We start from the raw sequence: 22,886 nt of genomic DNA, 5'->3' as shown, positions 1-22,886 counted from the left end.
AGGGCGTGTTCAAGCAGTGATCAAGGTTGGGTCAGCTGCCGGTGGTTCCTTCAACAGGCCCGGCGCTACGTGTTTTTACCCGATGGCGTTGATCTTTGAAGGCAAGCCACAGGGCGCAGAGGATGACCACCAGGATCAGGCCAAAGCCCACTGATACGGCCACGGGCCAGGTTGATAGCCCAAGGGTGGTGAAAACAGCAGCCGTGATCACGGCAATGCCGATGGAGGTGCCGATGCGCTGGCCAGTTTGCATGATGGCGCCGGAGCTACCGGCATATTGTAACGGCACTTCGGCCAGTGTCAGGGTCTGGTTAGGGCTGATTACCGACCCTTGGGCAATGCCGATCAGCGACAGCGAACCCAGTAGCCACCAGATACTCACATAGCCGCCCTGGTGCAGTAAAATGACGACAACGGTTGTTATCACGCCGGCAATGGCGAATAACAGTCCGCCAATGACCATTTTTCGGCCATAGAGCATGACCCGCTTGCCGGCCCAGTGAGCGGCGTACGCAGAAATGAACGCTGCAGGAAGACTCACTAGGCCGGTTTTCAAGGCGCTTTCTCCCAGCCCTTGTTGCAGATACAGCGCGACCAGCACCCAGATACTGGTCATGCCCATGAAGTACAGCGTCATGATCAGCGCGCCATTGGTGAAACTGCGGGTGGAAAAGATATCCAGGTTCACCATTGGGCTGCAGCCTTGTCGGGCATAGTAGCGCTCCCAGCGCACCCATACTGCCACAAGAAAAATCCCCAGCGGCAGCAGTAGCCAGGTTAGTAGGGCGGAGCGCGATTCCATGAATGGAAACAGTACCGAAAACACGGCGAGCCCCAGCAGCAATGAGCCAATCGGGTCGAGTGAGCGGAGGGTATGCTGAATCTTGCGCATGGCCCGGTGTGATGTAGGTGTTGAAGGCAGTGAGGTACGGGTAAAAAGCGGTCTAGGAAACCAAATATAGGCCATGACGATGGTCAGGACGCCGATGGGTACGTTGACCAGAAAGGTCAGCCGCCAGCCAATATCGGGGCCGCCAAGTTCGATCAACAAGCCGCCCAGCACCGGGCCGACACCCACTGCCACGCCCACGGCACTGCCGAAATAGCCAAATGCCTTGCCGCGCTCGGCACCACGGAAGTACTGCTGGATCATACCGACACCCTGAGGACTGAGCAGCCCCGAGCCGATGCCCTGGGTAAACCGTGCCACGTTCAGCGAGGTGGGGTCTTGAGCCAGGCCCGAGGCAATCGAAGCCAGGGTGAAAATCATCACCCCAAGGATAAAGATTCCCCCGCGACCCATGATGTCGCCAGCCCGGCCGGCAGCCACCAATATCACGCCGAAGGTCAGCGCATAGCCGGACAGCACCCACTGCAGATCAGACTGGGTGGCGTCCAGGCCGTGTTGAATGGAAGGCAGTGCCACATTGACAATGCTGACACTAATCAACGACATCACAATGGCGGCAAGCAGTACCAGCAGGATGCGCCAGCGAATCGATTCCTGGATGCCGTCAGCACCTGGCTGCTGTGTATTGTCCTGGCTTTGCACGGACGCATTGCCTCCTTTAGTGAACCGCTGAACAACTTTAGTGGTAGCGTCTGAAACCATCAATGAGCCTCAAACAGCGCGTCAGCGGTCATTTTCTGATCACTTCTTCCCCGTCAGCATAACCCAGGCAATGTCCTGCCAGCATCCGATTGCCGAGAGAGAATAATGTGAGTGGCTGGGCCTGGTTCTTGGCCTGCCCCTTTCTATCGATGGTGTTCAGGTAGCTACCGGGGGATTTATGTAGTGTTTCTTTAGAGACTTCTTGGCCGCAGAAGCAGCGAGAATCCGACAGGCTACTAGAAGGTTTTGTGCCATGCGGTTGGTACAGCCTGACGCAGGGCATCGAGCAAAGCGTCCAAGCGCCGAGAATGCTGACCATAAGGGGAGAGTAGTGTGACTGCCAGAGGTGTCGGACGCCATTCGGTAAGGCAGGGTACCAGCTCGCCGGGATGATGATCCTCTCGCTTGGCGACGATCCAGTCCGGCAGTACCCCGATGCCTTGGCTCCGGACGATGGCATCCACTTGTAGCATCGGCAGATCGACGCACAATCGTGAGCGTGGTGGGCGGAAGCAGAACCTCCCCTGTTCGGGGTGATGTAGCGTTAGTCCCTCATGCGTAGTGCCGAGTAGGTCGATCCAGGGGTGATGCGCTAGCTCCTCGGGGTGTGCAGGCGTCCTGTGGCGTGTCAGGTAGTCAGGGCTGGCGTAGAGCCTCTGAGAAAGTTGTCCCAGAGGCTCTGCTCGAAGGCTGATGTTTGAGGGCAACTCACCCAGCCACACCTGTGCACACTGGCTCTCCGGTGAGCACTCTGGGTGTTCACGGACCTGTAGGGTCAGCTCCACTTCAGGATGACTTGCCAAGAAGGTCTCCACCACTTTGGCTGCCCAGCTGCGTGCCAGGCTGCAGTGCACCTCAAGGGTAAGGCGCCCGCGCACTGCCTCGGAAAGGTCGGCTAGCGCCTCACGGCTTTGGCTGGCCAAGCTAAGAATCTGGCAGCAGTAGTCGTGATATACCAGCCCTGCCTCGGTGGGTATCAGTCGGTTGGCCTGGCGTCGCAGTAGTGTCTGCCCCAGCCTCGCCTCCAGCTGAGCGATGCGACGGCTAAGGGTCGACTTGGCTAAGCCTATCTCCCGGGCGCTGCGGGTCAGGCTGCCCGAGGTCATTATTGCATCGAAAGCGGCCAGTTCATCGAAGTCGTGCATAGCGAGGGCGGTGGTGGCAAGAGGCGAGACAGTATGTCACAACACTAATCTAAATGAAAATTATTATGTTTTGGTGCTGTTTGTCGATCTCCTAAGGGGCTGGGAGAGAGCTAAAAAAACGCCCCGGCATGGCCGGGGCAAAAGGATTGGATCGAAACAGCGAAACAGTATCTCAGCTGAGCTTAGAACTCGTAGCTAGCTGAAACCCAGAGACTACGGCTATCCAGCGCCACGCCACTGATAGAGCGTCCCCCTTCGATGTAACGGTAGGTGACATAGGTATCGCCATCATGTGTGTAGGTATCGTAGTCCGAGAAATCCTTGTCGAACAGGTTGTAGATAGTGGCTGTCAGACGCACATTGTTGGCGAAACGATAGGAGGTACGCAGGTTGAAAATCTCGTAGCCTTCCAGTTTGTTGCCAATTTGGTCGACAAGCGAGGCCTCTTGGGTGCCAGGAGTCACACCGCCGCTAATGCGCTCCCGTGAAGAGTAGTACTCGCCCTCTAGCGTCGTGTTCCAACGATCGTTGATATCCCAGCTCAGCTCAGCCGTCAGTTTGTGCTCAGGCGTATTAGTTAGTAGCTGGCCTTTGTTTTCACCACTCTTGATTTCAGAGTCTGTGTAGGTATAGCCGCCGTTGATCGACCACGCCGGATTAAACTGGTAGTTCGCTGTCAGCTCCAACCCGCGAGTTTCCGCTTTGCCGATATTGACCAGCTGACCGAAACTCTCTTGGGCAGTAAAGTCACCGATGCTCAGACAGCTGGCTGAATTGGCGTATGGGGTGTCCCCAGAGTTGTCGATATATTGGCAGTTCAGCAGCGGGTTGGCGCTATCAATGCGGTCAGTGAATTGATTGTAGAAGAGAGTTGCGCCCGCCGAAAAACCATTCAGGCTATCGTAGATAGCGCCGAGTTCGTAGTTGGTGCTTTTCTCTGGCTCGAGGTCAGGAGTACCGATATTTACAGTGGTACCTTGGCCGCTGAAACCGGTGATGCCGTCGTGAAGCTGGTTGAGAGTCGGCGTCTTGTAGCCGCGACTGACACCGCCCTTCAGGGTCCAGTTGTCATCAGGGCTCCAGTTCAAATAACCGCGCGGACTGAAGTGTCCACCAAAAGCTTTATGGTGCTCGTAGCGGCCACCAACTGTTAGCGCTAGTGTATCGGTCAGTAACCATTCGTCTTCGGCAAATAGCGCCCAGCTGCTTTGCTTAAATGTTGCACTACCGGCAGCGCCATCTTCTAGCTCAGAGTCGATGTACTGTCCGCCAATGGCGAGCATATGATCGCCAAGCGGCGCAACGAACTTGGTATCTACGACAAGATCGCGGTTTTCTAGCAGGCGTTTCTCACCGCCCAGGGCTTCGTAGCCATAGCTCGGTGCGCTGCCAGCCGGTAACGTGCGACCCAAGGTTTCAGTGGTATTGTGAGTGATGCTGCTTTCCAAGGTGCCAGCGCTATAGTGGCCAGTGTGGCCGATGGCAACTTGATCACGATTGAAGTGCAGCTCGTCTTCATAGCCCCAGAAAGCATTGTCTTCAGGTGTGAGACAGTCACTTTTCGATAAGCCATCTTTGCTACCTAGTCGACAGTTATCGTTGGAGTAGGACTGGCGAGAACGCTCGGCGTCCACCCAAAGCTCGTTGGCTTCGTCGGGGGTAAAGTTGAGGCGGCCACCGATGGAATAGATGCGTGCCTCGGGTTGACGCGGGTCACGACCGAGACTGTTTTCGATCATGCGGTCGGAACTGTCTCGGTCGTAAAGCCGGCCACGTACTTGAGCGCCTAGCTTGTTCTCTATTAATGGGCCAGCGGCATAGAGGTTGATAGCCGAGCTGTTGCCGATGCCTCGGTCTTGCTGGAATGTGTTCTCGACGGTGACCGTACCGGCCCAGTCATCGGCGATGCGGCGTGTGATGATGTTGACCACACCACCCATAGCATCAGAGCCGTAGAGGGTCGACATTGGACCGCGAATCACCTCAATACGCTCGATCTGTGATACTGGAGGCATAAAGCTGGTTGAGGTGGAGCCAAAGCCGTTGGGCGTAACGCTACCTGAGGTGTTCTGGCGTCGACCATCGATCAGGATCAGGGTGTAGTCGCTGGGCATGCCACGGATGCTGATATTGTACCCACCTGTCTTGCCAGTGCCTTCTCGCACATCCACGCCGGGAACATTGGCGATGGCCTCGGCCACGTTGGCGAACTGCATTTGTTGGAGTTCTTCGCGGGTTACCACCGAGATGCTAGCAGGGGCATTGCGCAGCGACTGCTCGTAGCCAGCGGCAGTGACAACGATATCATTTAGCTGCTGAGTATCTTGGGCTAGGGCGGTGGATGCGGCGGCCAATGCTACGGCACTGGTTAAGACATGCGGAGTAAAGCGGCTCATGATGCTCCCTGAATGATAATGGTTATTAGAATTGTTTATATTCTATATGAGAAAGTTCCTCAATTGGTATGTTTTTTTGTGAAACATTGTGTTGCATAAACTGGAACGGGCCGCGGGGAGGCAGTCTGTGCGCTCTATCGCAAAGCCCCGGCGTGGCCGGGACGAAGCGAAGCATCGGGGATAAAGGGGGGCGAGGATGAAACAGAGCGCGAGGCTTAGAAATCCACAGTGAGTCCAACGCTGAGCTGGCGACCGTCAAGCACGACTTCGTAGTCTTCGTTGGTGATTTTCTTGTTACCGATGTTGTAGATACCGGCCTTGACGCGGGCATTGTCATTAAGGGCATAAACCAGGCCGGCATCGATGAGGCCGTAGCCGGGGGTACCGTCGCTCATGCTGCTGCGGCCAAGGTAGTTGCTGGTTTTGCCTCGGATGTTGTTCTGCACCCAGAGGTTGAGATTGCGGCTGGCCTGCCAGTCGAAGAGCACATTGAACATATGCTTAGGGATTTTGTTGAGTGGGTTGCCGGCAAACTCACCAGTCTTTTGCTCAGAATCGGTGTAAGTGTAGCTGGAAGTGAGGTTCAGCTGGTTTGTGATGTCATAACCTAGTGACAACTCAACTCCTTGCATCTCTGCCTTGTCGATGTTTTTGCGGGTGCTTAGGAAAACAAATTCGTTGCCAGCATATGGGCAGTTCCAGGTGGTGGGATCGTTACGATCGGCATTGGGCGTTTCGCAAAAACGGTCTTCGGCGATCTTGTCAGCGAACTGGGTGTGAAACAGTGTCGCGCTGGCGTTCAGGCTTCCGGCGGTATTGTTATAAGCGAGGCCAAGCTCGTAGTTGGTGCTGGTTTCAGGGTCGAGAGCTGTGTTGCCGATGATCAGGGCGCGGGGGTGTGGTGCAGGGGAACCGCCACCGCCAGTGCCGCGACCGAAGCCCTCAGTGGCATCTGACAGGCTGGGCTGCTTGTAGCCGGTGGAAACGCCGCCTTTAAGGGTCCATTCGGGGGTCAGGTGATAGTTAGCGTAGACGCGCGGCGAAAAATGACCGCCAAACAGTTCGTCATCGTCGTAGCGTATCCCGGTGGTCAGGTTGAGGTCATCGGTGACGCTCCACTCCATCTCCATGAATAGCGAGGCTAGCCAGCGATCGACGTTATTGACGGCACCGGGTACGTTGGAAGACAGTAGACCGTTGGTGTCGTCGGTTAGGTCTTCGTATTTGTATTGACCACCGAACGTCAGCATGTGATTGCCCCAGAAGTAGGTTGACTGGGAGTTAAAGGTGGTCATTTTATTAGTTTTCTCCTCGCTGGCATCGCTGAGATGCCGGTCGGAGATGTCATGCTGTAGGTAAGTGTCGGTCAAAAAACCACTGTAGTTGCCGCTGTGCGATAGGGTATAGACATCCTTGTCGTAGCGGGTGGTGTTAGCTTCTGTGGGGTTGCCGCGGCTATCCACCCGATCCATGCTGCGCCCGGGAGTGTGGGTGTATTCCTTGGTGGAGGAGGTATAGCCCAAGGAGAACTCGTTAGTATCGTTAGGGGTCAGCAGCAGTTCGATGCCGCCCTGACGGGTATCGCTCTTGGGTGTACTCTCGGCGTTATCGCCGCCACCGATATAGTCGCTTTCCTCATTGCCGATCCAGCTGCCATGGAAGCGAGCGCCGAGCAGTCCCTTTATTAGTGGACCGCTGGTGAAGAAACTGACTTGCTGGGCATCGTTGTTGATGTCGTTGAGGGAGTGGGTGTATTCGGTGGTGACCGAGCCTACCCATTGGTCAGTGACCTTCTTAGTGATGATGTTGATAACGCCCCCCATGGCTTGAGAGCCATAGAGCGATGACATCGGCCCGCGGATAATTTCTACACGCTCGATCATTGAAATCGGCGGCAAACCGATCTGCTTGCCATTGTCACTGCCGTTGGTGTTGACTGTGCGGCCATCGTTGATCGGGCGACCATCGATCAGATACAGCGTGTAGCTGTCATCCATGCCACGGATGCTGATGTCCTTCGATAGCCCTCCGCCGGTGACATAGACGCCGGGAATGTTATCCATGGCATCCACGATACTTGAGTAGGACTGTTTGTTGAGCTCTTCGCCGCTGATCACTGAGATGCTGGCCGGGGCGTCGGAGATGACCTGTTCGAAGCCCGAGGCAGTGACTACCACTGGCTCCAGCTCGGTGGTGTCCCGGGCTAAGGCTGTGCCGCTGGCGAGAGCCGCGGAGACCGCTAGGGCCAAGGTTGAACGGCAATAAGGAAAGGGCTGAGAGACAGACATCTAGGTGTTCCTTGTTCATGGGAAGATGAGGCTGGTAGCGTTATTTCAATTAATGATAAATATTCGCATTTTCTTTCAAAGGTCTGTTTTATCGAAGGTCATGTTCCTGATATTGCAACGTGAACGGTGTTAGTCTCTCGGGTTATTGCAATCGATTCCTATTACGAGGGCTGTTCATGAAAGGATTTAATATCTGTGCACTGGCATTGGCTGTGGCAACGCTGCCCTTGGCGGGGCTGGCTGACGCTGAGACTCAGGCTTCCCAAGGGCCGAGGGTGGTCAGTTATGACTGGGGCAGCGTCGATACCCTGGAGGCACTGGGGCTTGAATCACACGTTGCGGGGCTGCCCTATCAGGCCGCGCCGGCGTATATGCAGCACTTGCTCGAGGATCGTATTGATGTTGGCGGCTTAAAGACCCCCGATGCTGAGGCGGTCAGCGCGGCCGAACCGCAGCTTATTCTGGTCACCGGTCGCCAGGGCGAGGCAGCTGAGTCGCTGGGTGAGATTGCGGAGGTGGTGGATGTGAGCCTCGCAGAGGGCCCATATTTCGATGTGTTCGGCGACAAGGTGCTGGGCTTGGCTGAGCGCTTCAACGCCGAGACTGAGGCTGAGGTGGCGCTTGCCAACCTGTCTGAATATATCGAACAGGCGCGCGCCTCCCTTCCTGAAGCGCTTTCGGTGATGGTGGTTACCCACAACGACGGCAATTTTTCACTGCGTCAGGAGCCGGTGGTCAACGAACTGTTGCAGCTTACCGCCCCAGAGGTGCCTGAGGGTGTTGAATCGGTGCAGCGCGGAGCACGGATCTTCACGCCCCTGACCCCCGAGATCATGGTACGTATGTCGCCGGATGCGCTGCTAGTGGTGGATCGTAGTTCGGCGATCGGTGGGAAGCCGCTGGACGTATCGGCGCTGCAGGATACGCTTGCCGACCAGGGTGGCGAGTCCATCAAGGTGGTGCCGCTGTCGGCCGACCTCTGGTACCTCTCTGGTGATGGCCTCGGCAGCATTCGGACGCAAGTGGCAGAAGTAGTCGAGGCAATTGGGCGCTGACTCATGCTGTGGTATTTCGAACGGAGCATTACTTACTTGAGTTAATGCAAACGATTCTAATATTAATTACCATTGATAGTGATCAAGGAGCCTTCTACCGATGTTGTACTTCACACGTCTCACCGCCGCTATGGCTGGCCTGACCACACTTTTATCTCTCACTACGGCCCAGGCGGGCAGCGTTGCCACCGCCCACGGCGAGATTGAGGTCCCTGATGCCCCGGAGCGGGTAGTGACCCTCTATGAAGGTGCCCTGGATGCTGCTCTGGCGGTGGAGGTGACGCCTGTGGGTGCCGTCACTACCCGCGGTGGCGATGGTGTGGCGCGCTATATCGAAGCCTATCTCAATGGAGAAACCCGCCCAGCCATTGTCGGGGTGGTACGCGAAGTCAACCTGGAAGCGGTGCTGGTCGAGCAGCCGGATTTGATCTTGGCAGCCCCGCAGCTCTCCGACGAGCAGTATGCGCTGTTGTCGAAGATCGCGCCCACCGTGGTCCCAGTGGCCCGCGAACTGGCGCCCGATAATTGGCAGCATGAGGCGCGCCTCTTCGGCGAGGCTCTGGGCCGTAAGGAAGCACTGGAAAGCGCCATCACCGAGGTGGAAGAGCGCACCGCGGCATTGGCCGAGGCTATCGCCGAGGCAGGCGAGAGCGGCAGCGCCAACCTGGTGCGCTGGATGCCACAGGGACCGTTGGTGATGTCCGATGCGCTGTTTTCCACCGGCATGCTGGTGGCGGCGGGCCTCGAGGTAACCGATGCCGGTCTGGTCAATCCCGGCGGGGCACACAGCGACCCGCTGAGCCTCGAGAACCTCTCGCGGCTGGAAGGCGACTGGCTATTTTTGGCCACCTTGAATGAAGAGGGCGACGAGGCCCTGGCAGCGGCCAGGCAGTCGGCCGCCTTCGACCGCCTGCCGGTCGTGGAGAACGACAGGGTGGTCCCGGTGGATGGTCAGCTATGGACCAGCGCCAGTGGCCCGCTGGCTGCCCAGGCGATCCTGGACGACATCGAAGCCGCGCTGCTGCCCTGATGGCGGCGAGTGGTTTGTGTCTTCTGCGCCACCGCCCAGAGAGGCTGTGGCGCGTCATGATGCTCCTGCTGGTGCTGCTGGCAGTGATGGTCATCGTTAGCCTGATGCTGGGTGCCGGTGAGGTAACCCCGGGGCGCGCACTGGCTGTGCTGGCAGGTCACGGTGATGACGAAGCCTCTTTCGTAGTGGGCTCGCTGCGTGCGCCGCGCACCCTTATCGGCATTGTTGTTGGTATATCACTGGGGCTGGCTGGGGCACTGCTGCAAGCGGTGTCGCGCAACCCGCTGGCCGAACCTGGGCTCCTCGGGGTCAGCGCCGGCGCGGCCTTTGCCGTGGGCGTAGCGCTGTGGCTAGGCGCCAGTGCGGCGACGCTACGCATCGCAGTGGGGCAGGTGGGGGCACTGTTGGGCTGCCTGGCGGTGCTCAGCGTGGTGCGTCTGCGCGGCATGGGCGGTGACCCGGTGCGCCTGGTGCTGGCTGGTGCTGCCTTCTCGGCGCTGCTCGCTTCGCTCACCTCGCTGTTGCTGTTATTCGATCAACGCACTGCCGACGAGATCCGCTTTTGGGTCGTGGGCAGTCTGGCGGGGCGTCGTCTTGAGGATCTCTTAGCGGTATTGCCCAGCTTGGGCCTGGCACTGGTGATTATCGTTGTCATCGCCCGGCCTCTAGCGGCTCTAGCGCTGGGCGAGCGGGTCGCTTCTGGATTGGGGCATCGTCCTGGATGGGTGAGGGGGCTAGTGGTATTGGCGGTTGCGCTGATGGTGGGGGCGGCTACCGCGGTAGCCGGCCCCATCGCCTTCGTTGGCCTGGTCGTCCCCTTCGCCGCTCGTGCCCTGGCCGGACCCGATATCCGCCGTACCTTATGGCTTTGCCTGCCGCTGGGGCCGCTGATGGTGCTGGCAGCGGATATCATCTCGCGCCTGGTCGTGGCGCCGTCGGAGCTGCCTATCGGAGTGCTGACTGCTCTACTCGGGGCCCCGGTGCTGGTGGCCGTAGTCCGCGCCAGACGCTTACCGACCCTGTAAGGAGGCGAAGAGAATGAACATGGAGAGCCTGGAACGGTTCGCCTCTTGGAGATCCACCCTGACCGGATCAGGGGCCGCCCTCGCAGAGGATATTCCTCCGCCGCCTGGTCACTGGCGCCTCGCCGCGGGAGGTATCAGCCTGCTGGTCGAGCGTCGTGCCCTGTGGGTCGGCGCGTTGCTGCTGCTGGCTCTGCTGGTGGCATCGCTGGCTTATCTGGCGCTGGGGACCGGGCGGTTGACGCCGCCGGCGGTCTGGCAGGCGCTTACCGGCCACGGGGACCCGGTCGCCGCCTTCCTGGTGCAGGAGCTGCGCCTGCCGCGTCTGGTCGCGGCATGGTTGACCGGCGCCGCCTTCGCACTGTCCGGTTGCTTGATGCAGACTCTGGCTCGCAACCGGCTTGCCACGCCGGGGATTATTGGTATCGACAACGGCGCTACGGCCTTTGCGGTGGCCTCGGTGGTGGGGCTTGCCACCTCCCTAGCGCCGCCCGTTATGGCCTTGGTCGGCGGTGCCACCGCGGCAGCCATTACCTTTGGCCTGGCTAGTGGCGGAGATACCCGCGGGTACCGCTTCATCGTGGCTGGCATCGGGATCGGTGCGGTGTTCGGTGCCGTGACCCAACTGCTGTTGTCTCAGGTGGGTATCGATAGCGCCAATGCAGCTTACCCCTGGACTGTGGGCACGTTGAACGCCCGCTCTGGGGACGCGGTATTGGTGCTTGCCGGCGGCTGCGCCATAGGGCTGCCTCTGGCGATAATGCTGGCGCGCTCGTTGGGCAATATGCGCTTCTCCGATGCTATTGCTCAGGGCTTCGGCGTGACCTTGAAACGTCGCCGCATCCAAGTGCTGACCCTCGCAGTCCTGCTGACCGCTCTGGCCGTGGCAGTAGCCGGGCCGGTGGGTATGGTAGGGCTGATCGGCCCGGAAATTGCGCGCTCACTCTCCTCATCGCGTGGCGTGCCGCTGGTCGCCTCGGCCTTGGCCGGTGCCCTGGTGATGGTGCTGTCCGATCTGGTGGGGCGCCTGCTGCTTGCACCCATCGAGCTGCCGGTGGGCATTGTCACCGCCATTGTCGGTGGCCCTTGGCTGCTGTGGATCTTGCTGCGACCCTCGAGGAGCCTCGTATGAATGTATCTTCCCAACCCACCAACCTGCTGCAGGCCAGTAAGCTGTGTCTGGCCCACGGCAGGACGACAATTATCGAAGACCTGGCTTTGACCCTGCCGCCGGGCCAGGTGACGGCCATCGTAGGCCCCAACGGCTGTGGTAAGTCGACTTTGCTGGCCGGCCTGGCTCGCCTACATGCCCCGGATGGCGGCGCGGTGCTGCTCGACGGCACCGATGTCCGGCGCTTGCCGCCCCGGGAGCTGGCTCGGCGTCTGGCGCTGCTGCCTCAGGAAGCCAGTGCACCGGAGGGCCTGACCGTGGGCGACCTGGTGCGTTTCGGTCGCCAGCCCCACCAGGGCTGGCTGCGCCAGTGGTCGTCCGATGATCGGTGTGCGGTAGACGAAGCGCTGTCCGCGGCAGGCCTGGAGGCCCTGGCGGAGCGGCCGTTGGAGTCGCTGTCCGGGGGGCAGCGCCAGCGCGCCTGGATCGCCATGACCATCGCCCAGCAAACGCCGCTGCTGCTGCTGGACGAACCTACCTCGGCGCTGGATTTGGGGCACCAGTTGGAGGTGTTCGAGCTGGTGTGCAGGCTGGCGGCCCGCGGACGCACCATCGCCGTGGTGCTCCACGATCTGGCCAGTGCTTGCCGTTACGCCGACTACCTGGTCGCCATGCGCGATGGTGGCATCGTTGCTCAGGGCTCGCCGGCCGAGGTGGTTACCGAGGCGCTGGTGGCGGAGCTCTACGGCGTCGCCTGCACCTTGATCCATGACCCGGCGAGCGGCGCGCCGTTGCTGACTGATCTGCGCCGATTGGCGTGAACTTCTGCATTGCTTTGCGAATGCTGCTGGATCGTACAGGGCAAATGGCAGGCTAGCGTGTTGCAGAAAAGCCTGGTTGGTCGGATGGAAAGCGGTGTTATTGCATCAATAGAAACCCCAACAGTACAGGAGTCATCCGCATGAGTAAGTCCGCAAAAAGAGAGCTGGAGGTGGTGCGCTCCACCCGGCTAACACCACATATGCAGCGCATCACCTTGGGCGGAGAGGGGTTGGCAGACTTTCCTACAGATCAGGAAAGCGCCTATATCAAGCTGATTTTCCCACGCGGTGAAGCGGAAAAGCCCTTGATGCGGACTTACACCATTCGGTATCAGCGTGCGGCGGAAATTGATGTCGACTTCGCCCTGCACGAGCACATGGGGCCGGCGTCAGAGTGGGCGGTTAATGCAAGGCCGGGGGAGCGCATCCTGGTGGGTGGTCCTGGCCCTAAGAAGCTGATTCAATCTCAGGCTGACTGGTTTCTCCTGGCCGGTGACATGACAGCCTTGCCCGCCATCAGCGTGAACCTTGCCGCACTGCCTGATGACGCTCGGGGCCACGCCGTCATCGAGATTGTTCATCCAGCAGACAAACAGCCTCTCGTGCATCCCGAGAATTTCCAGTTGCACTGGGTCATTAACTCACAGCCGGATACAGCCAGTTCACCACTGTTGGACAAAGTAAAAAGCCTGCCTTGGTTTGACGGCCAGCCGGCGGTGTGGGCGGCCTGTGAGTTCGGGAGCATGCGCGCTTTGCGTTGCTGGTTCAAACAGACACTTGATGTGCCTAAGTCGCACTTGTATGTCTCTAGCTACTGGAAGATCGGCCAGACCGAGGATGGTCACAAGCTGGCCAAGCAGCAGGATACAATGGCAGAGTCGGTCAGCTAGTGATGTCGTCATATCGCCGTTGTTTTTGCGCTGGTGGGTATGCTGCACTGGGAACTTGAGACCGCCGTATCTTGATATCCTGGCTACTCCGCTAGGGTGTTGTCCTATGTCGTATATCGAACTCAGTATTGAAAAAATGTGCCACGGTCCAGGATAGTCGTGCTAATAGGCGCGCTTCAGGTTCAGCAAGCGGCTACAGCCGCTCAATGATTAACGCAATGCCTTGGCCACCACCAATGCATAGTGTGATCAGCCCGAAGCGGCCAGCGGTGCGTTCCAGCTCGTGCAACGCCTTGATGATCAGGATGGCGCCGGTCGCCCCTACCGGGTGCCCCAGCCCTACGGCACCGCCGTTAGGGTTCAGACGCTCATCAGGAAAGCCAAGGTCACGTGCTACAGCGATGGCCTGAGCGGCGAAGGCCTCGTTGGACTCGATGACATCGATATCTTCGATGCTGAGCCCGGCCTGCTGCAGGCAGCGGCGCACAGCAGGTGTGGGCCCCAGCCCCATTACGTCGGGTTCGACGCCTGCGACCGCGGCAGTGCGCAGGCGGGCACGCGGCTCAAGACCGCGCCGACTGGCTTCATCAGCATGTGCCAACACCAGTGACGCAGCGGCATCGTTAAGGCCTGAGGCATTGCCGGCAGTGACGACGCCGTCTTTCCTGAAGGTGGGCTTCAGACGTGCCAGATCCTCCAGAGTGACGTTTTCACGCACATGCTCATCACGCTCAAACATCATCTCGCTACGCCCTTTACGCACGGTGATCGGCACGATCTGGTTGTCAAAGCGGCCTTCGGCGATTGCCCGGGCGGCTTTGTGATGGCTGGCCAGTGCAAAGGCATCCAACGCTTCGCGGGTGAGCTCATAGCGCTGGGCGATGTTTTCTGCCGTCATGCCCATGTGGCCACTACCGAAGGGGTCGGTGAGAGTACCTAGAGTCAGGTCAGTGATCGGTGCATCGCCCATGCGAATGCCAAAACGGGCGGCAGGGGGAAGCAAGTAACCGCCGCGGCTCATTGACTCGGCACCGCCGGCCAGTGCCAGCTGGCTGTCACCCAGTACAATTTGCTGAGCAGCGCTGAGTACAGCCTGAACGCCGGAGCCACACAGGCGGTTGACGTTAAACGCTCCTGCATTGGAAGGTACCCCGGATTCCAACGCTATATGTCGAGCCAGGTAGGCATCGGCCGCGCCAGTGGTAATGATGTGGCCGTACACCGCATGATCAATATCGCTGGCGGAAACCCCGGCATCATCCAGCGCTGCCTTGGCTGTCGCTGTGCCCATTTCATGGGGAGCCAGGCCCGCCATGCTGCCGCCAAAACCACCGATGGCGGTACGCTTGCCACCCAGAATAACCACGGAATCGAGTTGCATTGGTGCTCCCCCTAACCTGTCAGGCCGGCCGCTGCCGGCGGTTCATGACGCACGGATAAACCCTAGCATACCGGCAGTGTCTGTCAGTGGTCTGTTTGTGCTGTCTGTTCGACGCTTAATGCATCGTGCAGCACCTGGGCATTGTGGCGCACCATGCCAAGCCAGGTGGAGGCTTCACCGTCACTTGCCAGGGCATCGGAGTACAGGGTGCCGGCAATTGGTACGCCGGTTTCCTCGGCCAGCTGGTTGAGTAGTGCTTGGCTGGCCATGCTTTCATGAAACAGGGCGCGGATATCTTGCTCACGGATCACTTCGATCAGCGAGGCTAGATCGGCGGCGCTGGGCTCGGCCTCGCTGGACAGTCCCACCGGCGACAGGAAGGTCAGGTCATAGGCGCGGGCGAAATGGTCAAAAGCGCGATGGCTGGTAATGATTCGTGTGTTGTCCGGTATTTTTGCCAGCAGCTGCTGTACCTCGATGTGAGTGGCTTCAACCTCCGCCAGATAGTGCTCGGCGCGCTGGCGGTAGGCGGCCGCGTTATCCGGATCGGCTTCAATCAGCCCAGCCAATATATTGTTGACATAGATATCGCCAAGTCCCAGGTCTTGCCAAGCGTGAGGGTCCTTGCCGCCGTGGTTGTGGCCCGCGTGGTCTGCATGGCTCTCATCATGGGCATAATTTTCATCGTGCTCATGGTTGTCGTGTTCGTGCTCATGATTGTCGTGTTCGTGTTCGTGTTCGTGCTCATGTGCGGCATGGCTCAGGCGCTCTTCCACGCCATCGGTGGCAACTACCACCGGCCCGTGTTGGTCGCTGGCCTTGACCAGGCGCTCCATCCAGCCTTCGAAGTTCATCCCGTTGAGCACCACCAGATCAGCCTGGCTGACGGCGCGGGCGTCGATGGGGCGCGGGCTGTAAACATGGGCGTCGGAGTCGGGGCCGACCAGGGCGATGACGTTTACATCATCGCCACCGACATTTTCGACCATATCGGCCAGGATGCTAAAGCTGGTCAGCACCTGTAGGCGCTCTGCGGCCAACACCATGGGAGTTGCCCCGAGCATGGCGCTGACCCCAAGGGTGTAAGTCAGAACGGAAGTGGAGAGTGTACGAAACATGGCAGGTTTCCTGGTGAGAGCGGTTATGGTGAAACGCTGGAGTTGAAAGGGGTCAAGAGGTTGACGACGGCGAGGACTCAAGTGGTGTCGCGCGGCGCCGCAAGCGGGCCATGACACTGTGCTGGCGGCCAAACAGTGCCGACAACACATACGCCATGCCAGCCAGCAATATGATGGATGGCCCCGACGGTAGGCCCAAGTGATAGGACAGCAGCAGGCCAAACAGGCTGGCCAGAATGGCGATTACTATGGCAATGGCGATCAGGCCTTCCAGGCGCTGGCTCCAGAAGCGTGCGGTGGTCGCCGGGAGCATCATCAGGCCTACGGCCATCAGTGTGCCCAGGGTCTGGAAACCGGCGGTGAGGTTGAGCACCACCAGCCCCAGAAAAACGCCGTGTACCAGGCCGCCGCGAACGCCCTGACCGCGCAGGAAAAGCGGGTCCAGACAGTCCACCACCAGGGCACGAAAAATGGCCGCCAGTACCAGCACAATCAGGCTGGCGATGCCGGCAATCAGCGCCAGCGCGGTGCTGTCCACGGCCAATATTGAGCCGAATAGCACATGGGTCAGGTCCACGCTGCTACCGCCCATCGACACCAGCATGACGCCTGCGGCCAGCGACATCAGAAAGAAACTGGCCATGGCTGAGTCTTCGCGGTGACCGGTCAGCCGTGACACGCTGCCGGCCAGTAAGGCCACCAGCAGCCCCGACAGGATACCGCCCAGGCTCATCATCGGCAGCGAGAAACCGGCAAACAGAAAACCCAGTGCGACGCCAGGCAGAATGGCATGGGCCATGGCATCACCGATCAGGCTCATACCGCGCAGCATCAGAAACACACCCAGCGGCGGTGCAGCAAGCGACAGTGCCAGGCCGGCCACGGCAGCGCGGCGCATGAAACCGTAGTCAAAGGGCGCAATCAGCCAGGCATCAATCAGTGCCAGCATGAGAAAACTCCGCGAGAGTGAAGGGTAGGCGCGGTGCCCGAGGCGAGGCGCCACCTTGCTGTTCGATCAACAGCTCAGGATTGACCCAGCGGCCACGGCCACCAGCCAGCAGCAGCACGTCGTCGGCCAGCTGGGCAAGCTGCTCCATGTCGTGCAGCACGACGATCAGGGTGGCGCCCTCACGGGCCATCTCGCGCAGGGTGTCCATCAGGATATCGACGGTTTCGGCATCCACGTTGGCGAAGGGCTCATCGAGCAGCAGGAGCTCGGCTTCCTGCATCAGGGTGCGGCCAATCAGCGCACGCTGGCGCTGACCGCCGGACAACTCGCCCAGTTGGCGGTGCGCCAGTTGCGAGATACCCAACCGCGACATGATTTCACGACCACGCCGATAATGGGCGGCACAGTAGCCCTTGAAAGCGCCGTGGCTCGGCCAGGTACCGGTCATGATCAGCTCTTCCACGCTCATCGGAAAACTCAGGTCCAGCGCTAACTGCTGCGGCAGCCAGGCCCGGCGCTCCTTGGGCACCGTGCACGTCACCTGCCCGCCAACGGGCGTCAGCATGCCCATGATGGCGGCAATCAGCGTGCTCTTGCCGGCACCGTTGGTACCGATGAGCGCGGTGATGGCGCCGTCCTGGAAGCGGCCGTTGAGCTGCTCAAGCACCGTATGTCCGCCCCGGGCGAGGTGCAGGTTTTCCAGTTGCAGACGCGACATCACCCCCACCACCCTGCCGCCCAGGCCACGGCCAGCCACAGTACGGCTAACGGCGCGAGTGACAGCAGCAGACGACGCCAGGCCGACAGCGACATCAGTGAAAAATGACAGGGGCCTTCGGGACGGTGGCGATGTGTATCCCGGGCGTGGCGGTGAGCCATGAAACGTCTCCAGAAAATCTCAGATCTTGAACGCCATGCAGGGCACGACAGGGCAGAAAAGGTAGAACAGCGACTGGGTGCAGGGTGCTAAAGCATATCAGCTGCGCAGCTTCTGCCCCATATTAGTCGTTGTGTCAGTGGGTATTTTATCCTGTCAGAGCCCACTTTTCTGACGGTTCGATTCTTACAGTTCAATGCCGCAGGGTAGCGGGAGAAGGCGCAAGGAAAGACAGCAGGGAAATGACCATTAGGGTTAGCGCATCTCGCCGCTTAGCATGGCAAAATGGAGCGATATCAATTACCCGCAAGGAACGAACATCGATGGCTGCCTGGTCGATACGCCGCTTTAATGCGCGCAGCGCGGAACTCCGCCGCTTCAGCTCCGTTTTCGGGCTTGCTTATCGTGTTTCAGCGCCACGATGGCTGCTGGCACTGATGCTGACGATAGTGCTGGCTGGCTGCGATGACGCCGTAACTTCCCTGCAAAACTCGCCGCCGCCACAGCCCCAGGCTGAAAGCTTTTCGGGCAAGCAGCTGGTGCGCCAGGCCAGCGTTCAGGGCAAGGCCAGCGTCCAGAACGCCGCTATGCCGGTCAGTAGCGGGTCTGAGAGCAGTGCGCCTGACAGTGAAAGCCGCATCGAAGAGCGGCGCAGCTACACGATGGCCTTTGGTGAAGCTGACCCGCTGGTCGCGATGTATCGCGAAGTTCAGCAAGCCTGCCTGGATAGTGCTGACTGTCAGATAGAGCAGGGCAGTCTGAATACGCCGCGCTACGGCCATGCCAATGGCCATCTGGCTCTTCGGATCGTGCGGGAGCAGGTGGATAACGCCGAAGCTGTACGCCTGGTCGTCGACTCTCCCGACCTCAGTGGTGTTGAGGTCACCCGTAACGATCGCACTCAGCAAATGATAGATACCGACGCGCGCCTGACACAGCAGATCGTGCTGCGTGAGCGGCTCAAAGAGCTTGCTGAGCAGGGGCGCGGCTTCAGCGAGCGGCGTATTCAGGATCTGCTGCAAGTCGAGCGTGAGTTGGCCCGGGTGCAGGGCCAGATCGAGTCCATGCAGGGCCAGTCGCGTCATTTGGCACGGGTTACCGACAGTGTGGCGGTCAGCGTCCGTTTCGAGCAGCAGCGGCGCATCGAGCCGGCACAGTACGGTGTATTCTCCCCGCTGTTGCGCGCGCTGGATCGCAGCGTTGAGCTGTTTTTCGAGTCGGTGGGCCAGGTGATACTGGTGGTGGTCTTCCTTACGCCCTGGGTGGTCATCGGTATTCCTGCGCTGTGGTTGCTCAGTCGGCTGTGGCATCCGCTGAAGCGTGCTTTTGCTCGCTTAGGAAGTAAGCGGCGAGGGCGTAAGCGTGAAGCTAAAGACCTGCCTGGCGAATAACATCAATGAATAATAAAGCGACCCAGCAGAGGCAACGATGCTAGCCAAACACTCGATTCAATATCAGCGCTACCAAGTGCTGCTGGCCGGTCTGTTCAGCCAGGTACTTTGCATGGGCGTGGCCCGCTTTGCCTATACGCCCCTTCTGCCTCTCATGCAGCAGCAGACCTTTATGACTGAGGCTGATGGCGGCTGGCTGGCGGCCTTTAATTACGCCGGCTACATGCTGGGCGCGGTGCTGGTTTCCACGATCCACAGCGTTCAGCTCAAGGACACCTTGTATCGCATCGGGCTGGTGCTGGCAGTGCTGTCTACGGCAGGTATGGCACTGGCCGACAGTTTCTGGCTGTGGGCGGTGCTGCGCTTCGTGTCGGGCGTGTCGACCACCAGTGGGATGTTACTGGCCTCAGGGCTGATCCTGCACTGGCTGATCAACCACGGTCAGCGCGGTGAGTTGGGTATCCACTTCGCTGGCGTCGGGGTCGGGATTCTGGTGGCGGCACTAGCGGTAGAGCTGATGCTGCATTTTGCGATGGGCTGGCAGGTTCAGTGGTGGGGCTTCAGTGTCCTGGCACTGGTTCTGCTGGTGCCAGCCTGGCGCTGGTTGCCGCGTCCTGACAAACCGCTGCCAGGTGTGAGTGCGCATCCCGACCAAGCGGTTATGCCGCCAACGCGGACTTTCATGGTACTGATGCTTGGCGCTTATTTCTGTGCTGGTTACGGCTACGTGGTCAGTGCCACCTTCATTGTTGCGATTGTGGAGCATGAACCGCTGCTGGCTGGCGCGGGCAACTGGACCTTCGCTCTGGTGGGGCTTGCAGCCGCACCAGCGGTAATCTTATGGGACTTTATCGCCCGGCGCATTGGCTACCTGGCTGCGCTGATGGCCGCCATGTTATTGCAAGTGGTAGGTATCGTTCTGCCGGCAGTGACCGCTAATCTTGGCATCGTGCTGCTCAGCGCCGTGCTGTATGGCGGCACCTTTCTTGGTTGCGTCAGCCTGGTGCTGACCATGGCCGGCAAGCTGTATCCGCACAGCCCCGCCCTGCTGATGGGGCGCATGACATTGGCCTACGGTGCAGCGCAGATCATTGCTCCGGCGCTGACTGGAATGATCGCCGAGACTTCTGGGCGTTACGATATGGGGTTGTGGTTCGCTGGTGGCTTCGTGTTACTGGGAACCATACTGCTAGCCTGGTTGCGCCATATTGACCAGACGGCGCAACAGCTCGACGCCGCAGCCGTGGCGGGTTGAGTCGTTATGCTGCGTCATTGCTTTGTAATTCAAGGAGTACCCCATGACCGCCTTTGACCAGGTATTCGCTGCCCTGGATGACCTGCATGCGCAGGATCCGCGCCAGGTTGAAATTGATGGCAAACACCTGCCTCAAGAACTGTGGCATGCCAGTCGCATGAGCGCCTGGCTGCATCAACTGGTTGAAGCACCTGATGAACTGATTCGTCTGGCAGTGCGCGCTCAGCACCTGCAGCGCTGGCAGGTGCCGCGCAGCGAATACCCTGAAGGACGGGTGGGTTATCTGACCTGGCGTCGCGACCAGGGTCAGCGCGCTGGGGAAACCACCGCACAGCTGATGCTGCAGGCAGGCTACAGCCCCGAGCAGGCCGAACAAGTGGCAAAAATGATCCGCAAACAGGGCCTGGGGCGTGACGCGGGCGCCCAAGCCGTCGAAGACTGCGCCTGTTTGGTGTTTCTGGAAAACTACTTCAGCAACTTTTCTCGGCAGATCGAACACGATCAGCTGATGCGCATTGTGCGTAAAACCTGGCAGAAAATGTCGCCCGCAGCACACAGCCTGGCGCTGGCATTGCCTATGGCAGCAGAATCCCGAGCGCTGGTGGAAAAGGCTCTGGCAACATGAACGTAGTGCGCCAGACTCACCAACCTCGACCACTCAGCGAGACATGGCGCCATGACCACCGGCTGGGCCCTGCTACCCAGCGATCACGACCTCAGCCAGCATATTGATGATGAGATGCCACAGCTGCTGGGTTTTCTGGTCAAGGCCATGCCCAGCACTACTGAGCGTCAGACGGCTTGAGAGAGGGGCTTGCGGGCGATGAACTGCACCACGGCACCCAGGCCGTTATGGCCACGGCCTTCGATGACTTGCCGGTCGAGCTCGCGGTTCATTTCAATAGAAAAGCCGGCAAAGGCGGCTTCCAGCTCAGCGGCGGTAAGGGTACGGTCTGGCGTTCCCGGTCCGCCGGTATCGCGAGACGCCTGAGCTGGCGTGTAGGCTTCCAGAATCAGGACGCCGCCAGGCTTGAGGGCTTGTGCTACCTGGCGGTGCAAGTGCGGCCGATTGGCCTGTGGCAGATGGCAAAAAACCGACACCACGGCATCAAAGGATGCAGCGGGAAACTCGTGCACGGCAAGGTCAGCCACCAGAACATCGAGCGGCACGCCTTTGTCTCTGGCCAGGCTCTCTGCCTTGCGCAGGCCGACTGCCGAGATATCCACCGATAATACCTGGTGGCCAAGAGCGGCCAGATACACACCATTGCGCCCCTCGCCATCTGCCAGACAAAGTACCTTCTTCGGTGCCTTGCCAATCAGCGCAACCTGATCGCGCAGAAAGTCGTTCGGCTCAGTGCCGTAAACATAATCATCCGTGCTATAGCGCTCGTCCCACATGGCTGCCTCTTGAAAGCGGTTAGTGATATATCAAAAAAGAATATTATGGGCAGGCTATTGTTATAAGGCCAGCCCCGCAAATTCTCCACATCACTTGAAAGTAGAAATAAGCGGTAGCTTTTTTCTACCAGGCTGAGGAAGCTAGCCCCAATTGATCCAGTGACTCAGCGCGTCGCGGTTAGCAATTTCGATCTGTTGAGCGCGGGGCTCTCCCTCCAGGTGGCTGGGATTTACCCCTAGTTGGCGTAATGCGTAAAGCACCAGAGGGCCGCGTACGCTGAGTGTCAGGGCGTCATCGCTCATGCCGTAGTCGCGTGCTACAAGCTCACGCTCTTCCGGCGGCAAGCGCCGGTCGGCAATCAAACGCACCTCGACCCGTGTTTGCCATTGGGCATCGCAGGCCTCGTCGTGCTCCCCCAGCATTTCGCCGCAATCTTCTGGCACGCTGCGAAAGCGGCTCAGTACGAAATCGCGAAACCCACGGTGCTTCTCGCAGTAGGCCCGAACGTGCCAGCGCCCCGCGGCAAATACCAAGGTGTGGGGCACCACAATACGCTCTTCGCCCTGGGGGCATGTGAAAGACGCGTAGACGACTTCCAGCCTGCGCTTTTCACGCGATGCCTTTATCAGCGCACGCACCACTTCCGGCGATACCACCCGGTCAGGCGATGGCAGTGCTTCAGTGTTCACAGCCTGACCACCAAGCCCGGCAAACGGCGAGTCCAGGCTGTCATGCAGGCCTTGCAGCTGCAGGAACTCCTCTACCCGACCCTCGGTGAATAAAGCGTCAAACTGGGCGTTTGGCACAAAACCCTTGAGCGACGCGTCGTAGGCGAGGTTATGCGGCGCTAATGAACGATAGTCACGCAGCACCTTCTGCGCCTGCTGGCGCCCGATGCCAAAGGCCTCTCCGATCTGTGAGGCCACCACCCGGCCTTCCCACAGCGCCAGAGTCTCGATCAACCGATAGCGAGCCAGAGTGTCCCAAGGGAGTGGGATGGTAGGCATAGATCACCTGTCTCTATAAATGTGCGCCTAGTATGTTCTAGGTCATGACCGGGCTGAAGACTAGTCTGGTTATATGAACAGTATCTGGTAAAAATGTATTAGCAATGGTTGGATTGTGAACAGACGCATCGTTGTT

General features: G+C 59.4%; 21 protein-coding genes. 10 read left to right on the top strand and 11 right to left on the bottom strand.

Annotated elements, in window-relative coordinates; all coding sequences use genetic code 11:
• Window positions 1-31: 31 nt before the first annotated feature.
• The 4 genes from ACTH3D_RS05235 to ACTH3D_RS05220 all read right to left on the bottom strand — a co-directional run bounded on the left by ACTH3D_RS05235 (window position 32) and on the right by ACTH3D_RS05220 (window position 7,441).
• Window positions 32-1,552: an MFS transporter gene (locus ACTH3D_RS05235; RefSeq protein ID WP_441665978.1), complete on the bottom strand. Its 1,521-nt coding sequence runs from the start codon at window positions 1,550-1,552 to the stop codon at window positions 32-34.
• A gap of 296 nt (window positions 1,553-1,848) precedes the next feature.
• Complete coding sequence (locus ACTH3D_RS05230; RefSeq protein ID WP_441665976.1) at window positions 1,849-2,757, bottom strand: LysR family transcriptional regulator; 909 nt, start codon at window positions 2,755-2,757, stop codon at window positions 1,849-1,851.
• A gap of 182 nt (window positions 2,758-2,939) precedes the next feature.
• Complete coding sequence (locus ACTH3D_RS05225) at window positions 2,940-5,153, bottom strand: TonB-dependent receptor domain-containing protein (protein ID WP_441665974.1); 2,214 nt, start codon at window positions 5,151-5,153, stop codon at window positions 2,940-2,942.
• A 215-nt stretch (window positions 5,154-5,368) separates the two neighbouring features.
• Window positions 5,369-7,441 carry a TonB-dependent receptor domain-containing protein gene (locus ACTH3D_RS05220; protein WP_441665972.1) on the bottom strand — a complete coding sequence of 691 codons (2,073 nt, stop codon included), beginning with the start codon at window positions 7,439-7,441 and terminating at the stop codon, window positions 5,369-5,371.
• A gap of 176 nt (window positions 7,442-7,617) precedes the next feature.
• On the opposite strand from ACTH3D_RS05220, the gene ACTH3D_RS05215 reads away from it, so the two are divergent.
• The 6 genes from ACTH3D_RS05215 to ACTH3D_RS05190 all read left to right on the top strand — a co-directional run bounded on the left by ACTH3D_RS05215 (window position 7,618) and on the right by ACTH3D_RS05190 (window position 13,370).
• The gene (locus ACTH3D_RS05215) at window positions 7,618-8,496 is read left to right on the top strand and encodes an ABC transporter substrate-binding protein (protein ID WP_441665970.1); all 879 of its coding nucleotides are present in this window, start codon (window positions 7,618-7,620) and stop codon (window positions 8,494-8,496) included.
• A gap of 100 nt (window positions 8,497-8,596) precedes the next feature.
• Window positions 8,597-9,526: an ABC transporter substrate-binding protein gene (locus ACTH3D_RS05210; protein ID WP_441665968.1), complete on the top strand. Its 930-nt coding sequence runs from the start codon at window positions 8,597-8,599 to the stop codon at window positions 9,524-9,526.
• A 56-nt stretch (window positions 9,527-9,582) separates the two neighbouring features.
• Window positions 9,583-10,551: a FecCD family ABC transporter permease gene (locus ACTH3D_RS05205; RefSeq protein WP_441665966.1), complete on the top strand. Its 969-nt coding sequence runs from the start codon at window positions 9,583-9,585 to the stop codon at window positions 10,549-10,551.
• Between the two features lie 13 nt (window positions 10,552-10,564).
• A complete protein-coding gene (locus ACTH3D_RS05200; protein ID WP_441665964.1) occupies window positions 10,565-11,680 on the top strand; it encodes a FecCD family ABC transporter permease in 1,116 nt (371 codons plus the stop codon).
• Window positions 11,677-12,480, top strand: coding sequence for an ABC transporter ATP-binding protein (locus ACTH3D_RS05195; RefSeq protein ID WP_441665962.1), 804 nt, complete (start codon window positions 11,677-11,679; stop codon window positions 12,478-12,480). Before ACTH3D_RS05200 ends, ACTH3D_RS05195 begins: the two co-directional genes overlap by 4 nt.
• Window positions 12,481-12,620: 140 nt before the next feature.
• Window positions 12,621-13,370: a siderophore-interacting protein gene (locus tag ACTH3D_RS05190; protein WP_441665960.1), complete on the top strand. Its 750-nt coding sequence runs from the start codon at window positions 12,621-12,623 to the stop codon at window positions 13,368-13,370.
• A gap of 193 nt (window positions 13,371-13,563) precedes the next feature.
• On the opposite strand, the gene bktB is transcribed toward ACTH3D_RS05190, so the two are convergent.
• The 5 genes from bktB to ACTH3D_RS05165 form a co-directional block, all read right to left on the bottom strand.
• Window positions 13,564-14,751: a beta-ketothiolase BktB gene (bktB, locus tag ACTH3D_RS05185; RefSeq protein WP_441665958.1), complete on the bottom strand. Its 1,188-nt coding sequence runs from the start codon at window positions 14,749-14,751 to the stop codon at window positions 13,564-13,566.
• Between the two features lie 83 nt (window positions 14,752-14,834).
• Entirely contained in the window at window positions 14,835-15,869 is a 1,035-nt protein-coding gene (locus ACTH3D_RS05180; protein WP_441665956.1) for a metal ABC transporter solute-binding protein, Zn/Mn family, read from the bottom strand.
• Window positions 15,870-15,921: 52 nt separating this feature from the next.
• Window positions 15,922-16,818 (bottom strand): metal ABC transporter permease, encoded by an 897-nt coding sequence (locus tag ACTH3D_RS05175; protein WP_441665954.1) that lies wholly within the window; start codon window positions 16,816-16,818, stop codon window positions 15,922-15,924.
• Window positions 16,802-17,536, bottom strand: a complete 735-nt coding sequence (locus tag ACTH3D_RS05170) for a metal ABC transporter ATP-binding protein (protein ID WP_441665952.1) — start codon at window positions 17,534-17,536, stop codon at window positions 16,802-16,804. Before ACTH3D_RS05170 ends, ACTH3D_RS05175 begins: the two co-directional genes overlap by 17 nt.
• The gene (locus tag ACTH3D_RS05165) at window positions 17,536-17,697 is read right to left on the bottom strand and encodes a hypothetical protein (protein WP_441665950.1); all 162 of its coding nucleotides are present in this window, start codon (window positions 17,695-17,697) and stop codon (window positions 17,536-17,538) included. Before ACTH3D_RS05165 ends, ACTH3D_RS05170 begins: the two co-directional genes overlap by 1 nt.
• Before the next feature lie 321 nt (window positions 17,698-18,018).
• Between ACTH3D_RS05165 and ACTH3D_RS05160 the strand changes: the two genes are divergently transcribed.
• Genes ACTH3D_RS05160 through ACTH3D_RS05145 form a run of 4 tightly spaced genes read left to right on the top strand, consistent with a single transcriptional unit; the run spans window position 18,019 to window position 21,146 of the window.
• On the top strand, window positions 18,019-19,086 hold the full coding sequence (locus tag ACTH3D_RS05160) for a DUF4349 domain-containing protein (RefSeq protein WP_441665948.1): 1,068 nt from the start codon (window positions 18,019-18,021) through the stop codon (window positions 19,084-19,086).
• Window positions 19,087-19,123: 37 nt separating this feature from the next.
• Window positions 19,124-20,341, top strand: coding sequence for a YbfB/YjiJ family MFS transporter (locus tag ACTH3D_RS05155; protein ID WP_441665946.1), 1,218 nt, complete (start codon window positions 19,124-19,126; stop codon window positions 20,339-20,341).
• 43 nt (window positions 20,342-20,384) lie between these two features.
• Window positions 20,385-20,966, top strand: a complete 582-nt coding sequence (locus ACTH3D_RS05150) for a DUF4202 domain-containing protein (RefSeq protein ID WP_441665944.1) — start codon at window positions 20,385-20,387, stop codon at window positions 20,964-20,966.
• A 51-nt stretch (window positions 20,967-21,017) separates the two neighbouring features.
• Window positions 21,018-21,146, top strand: a complete 129-nt coding sequence (locus ACTH3D_RS05145; RefSeq protein WP_441665942.1) for a hypothetical protein — start codon at window positions 21,018-21,020, stop codon at window positions 21,144-21,146.
• Here ACTH3D_RS05145 and ACTH3D_RS05140 read toward each other — a convergent pair.
• Complete coding sequence (locus tag ACTH3D_RS05140) at window positions 21,134-21,742, bottom strand: class I SAM-dependent methyltransferase (RefSeq protein ID WP_441665940.1); 609 nt, start codon at window positions 21,740-21,742, stop codon at window positions 21,134-21,136. The two genes, ACTH3D_RS05145 and ACTH3D_RS05140, sit on opposite strands and share 13 nt — an antisense overlap.
• Window positions 21,743-21,883: 141 nt before the next feature.
• The gene (locus ACTH3D_RS05135; RefSeq protein WP_441665938.1) at window positions 21,884-22,750 is read right to left on the bottom strand and encodes a WYL domain-containing protein; all 867 of its coding nucleotides are present in this window, start codon (window positions 22,748-22,750) and stop codon (window positions 21,884-21,886) included.
• Window positions 22,751-22,886: the final 136 nt, after the last annotated feature.

Source organism: Halomonas sp. (assembly GCF_052095765.1).
In the GTDB taxonomy this organism is placed as follows: Bacteria; Pseudomonadota; Gammaproteobacteria; order Pseudomonadales; family Halomonadaceae; genus Halomonas.
The sequence above is the reverse complement of the archived record's forward strand: the minus strand, read 5'-3'. Positions and strand labels throughout refer to the sequence as shown.

What these genes read in the sequence shown, in the direction of transcription:
- ACTH3D_RS05175 (WP_441665954.1), bottom strand. Translation starts at nt 16,818, where the DNA reads ATGCTGGCACTGATTGATGCCTGGCTGATTGCGCCCTTTGACTACGGT.
- ACTH3D_RS05225 (WP_441665974.1), bottom strand. Translation starts at nt 5,153, where the DNA reads ATGAGCCGCTTTACTCCGCATGTCTTAACCAGTGCCGTAGCATTGGCC.
- ACTH3D_RS05135 (WP_441665938.1), bottom strand. Translation starts at nt 22,750, where the DNA reads ATGCCTACCATCCCACTCCCTTGGGACACTCTGGCTCGCTATCGGTTG.
- ACTH3D_RS05205 (WP_441665966.1), top strand. Translation starts at nt 9,583, where the DNA reads ATGATGCTCCTGCTGGTGCTGCTGGCAGTGATGGTCATCGTTAGCCTG.
- ACTH3D_RS05220 (WP_441665972.1), bottom strand. Translation starts at nt 7,441, where the DNA reads ATGTCTGTCTCTCAGCCCTTTCCTTATTGCCGTTCAACCTTGGCCCTA.
- ACTH3D_RS05215 (WP_441665970.1), top strand. Translation starts at nt 7,618, where the DNA reads ATGAAAGGATTTAATATCTGTGCACTGGCATTGGCTGTGGCAACGCTG.
- ACTH3D_RS05140 (WP_441665940.1), bottom strand. Translation starts at nt 21,742, where the DNA reads ATGTGGGACGAGCGCTATAGCACGGATGATTATGTTTACGGCACTGAG.
- bktB (WP_441665958.1), bottom strand. Translation starts at nt 14,751, where the DNA reads ATGCAACTCGATTCCGTGGTTATTCTGGGTGGCAAGCGTACCGCCATC.
- ACTH3D_RS05170 (WP_441665952.1), bottom strand. Translation starts at nt 17,536, where the DNA reads ATGTCGCGTCTGCAACTGGAAAACCTGCACCTCGCCCGGGGCGGACAT.
- ACTH3D_RS05230 (WP_441665976.1), bottom strand. Translation starts at nt 2,757, where the DNA reads ATGCACGACTTCGATGAACTGGCCGCTTTCGATGCAATAATGACCTCG.
- ACTH3D_RS05180 (WP_441665956.1), bottom strand. Translation starts at nt 15,869, where the DNA reads ATGTTTCGTACACTCTCCACTTCCGTTCTGACTTACACCCTTGGGGTC.
- ACTH3D_RS05210 (WP_441665968.1), top strand. Translation starts at nt 8,597, where the DNA reads ATGTTGTACTTCACACGTCTCACCGCCGCTATGGCTGGCCTGACCACA.
- ACTH3D_RS05190 (WP_441665960.1), top strand. Translation starts at nt 12,621, where the DNA reads ATGAGTAAGTCCGCAAAAAGAGAGCTGGAGGTGGTGCGCTCCACCCGG.
- ACTH3D_RS05145 (WP_441665942.1), top strand. Translation starts at nt 21,018, where the DNA reads ATGACCACCGGCTGGGCCCTGCTACCCAGCGATCACGACCTCAGCCAG.
- ACTH3D_RS05195 (WP_441665962.1), top strand. Translation starts at nt 11,677, where the DNA reads ATGAATGTATCTTCCCAACCCACCAACCTGCTGCAGGCCAGTAAGCTG.
- ACTH3D_RS05200 (WP_441665964.1), top strand. Translation starts at nt 10,565, where the DNA reads ATGAACATGGAGAGCCTGGAACGGTTCGCCTCTTGGAGATCCACCCTG.
- ACTH3D_RS05160 (WP_441665948.1), top strand. Translation starts at nt 18,019, where the DNA reads ATGGCTGCCTGGTCGATACGCCGCTTTAATGCGCGCAGCGCGGAACTC.
- ACTH3D_RS05165 (WP_441665950.1), bottom strand. Translation starts at nt 17,697, where the DNA reads ATGGCTCACCGCCACGCCCGGGATACACATCGCCACCGTCCCGAAGGC.
- ACTH3D_RS05150 (WP_441665944.1), top strand. Translation starts at nt 20,385, where the DNA reads ATGACCGCCTTTGACCAGGTATTCGCTGCCCTGGATGACCTGCATGCG.
- ACTH3D_RS05155 (WP_441665946.1), top strand. Translation starts at nt 19,124, where the DNA reads ATGCTAGCCAAACACTCGATTCAATATCAGCGCTACCAAGTGCTGCTG.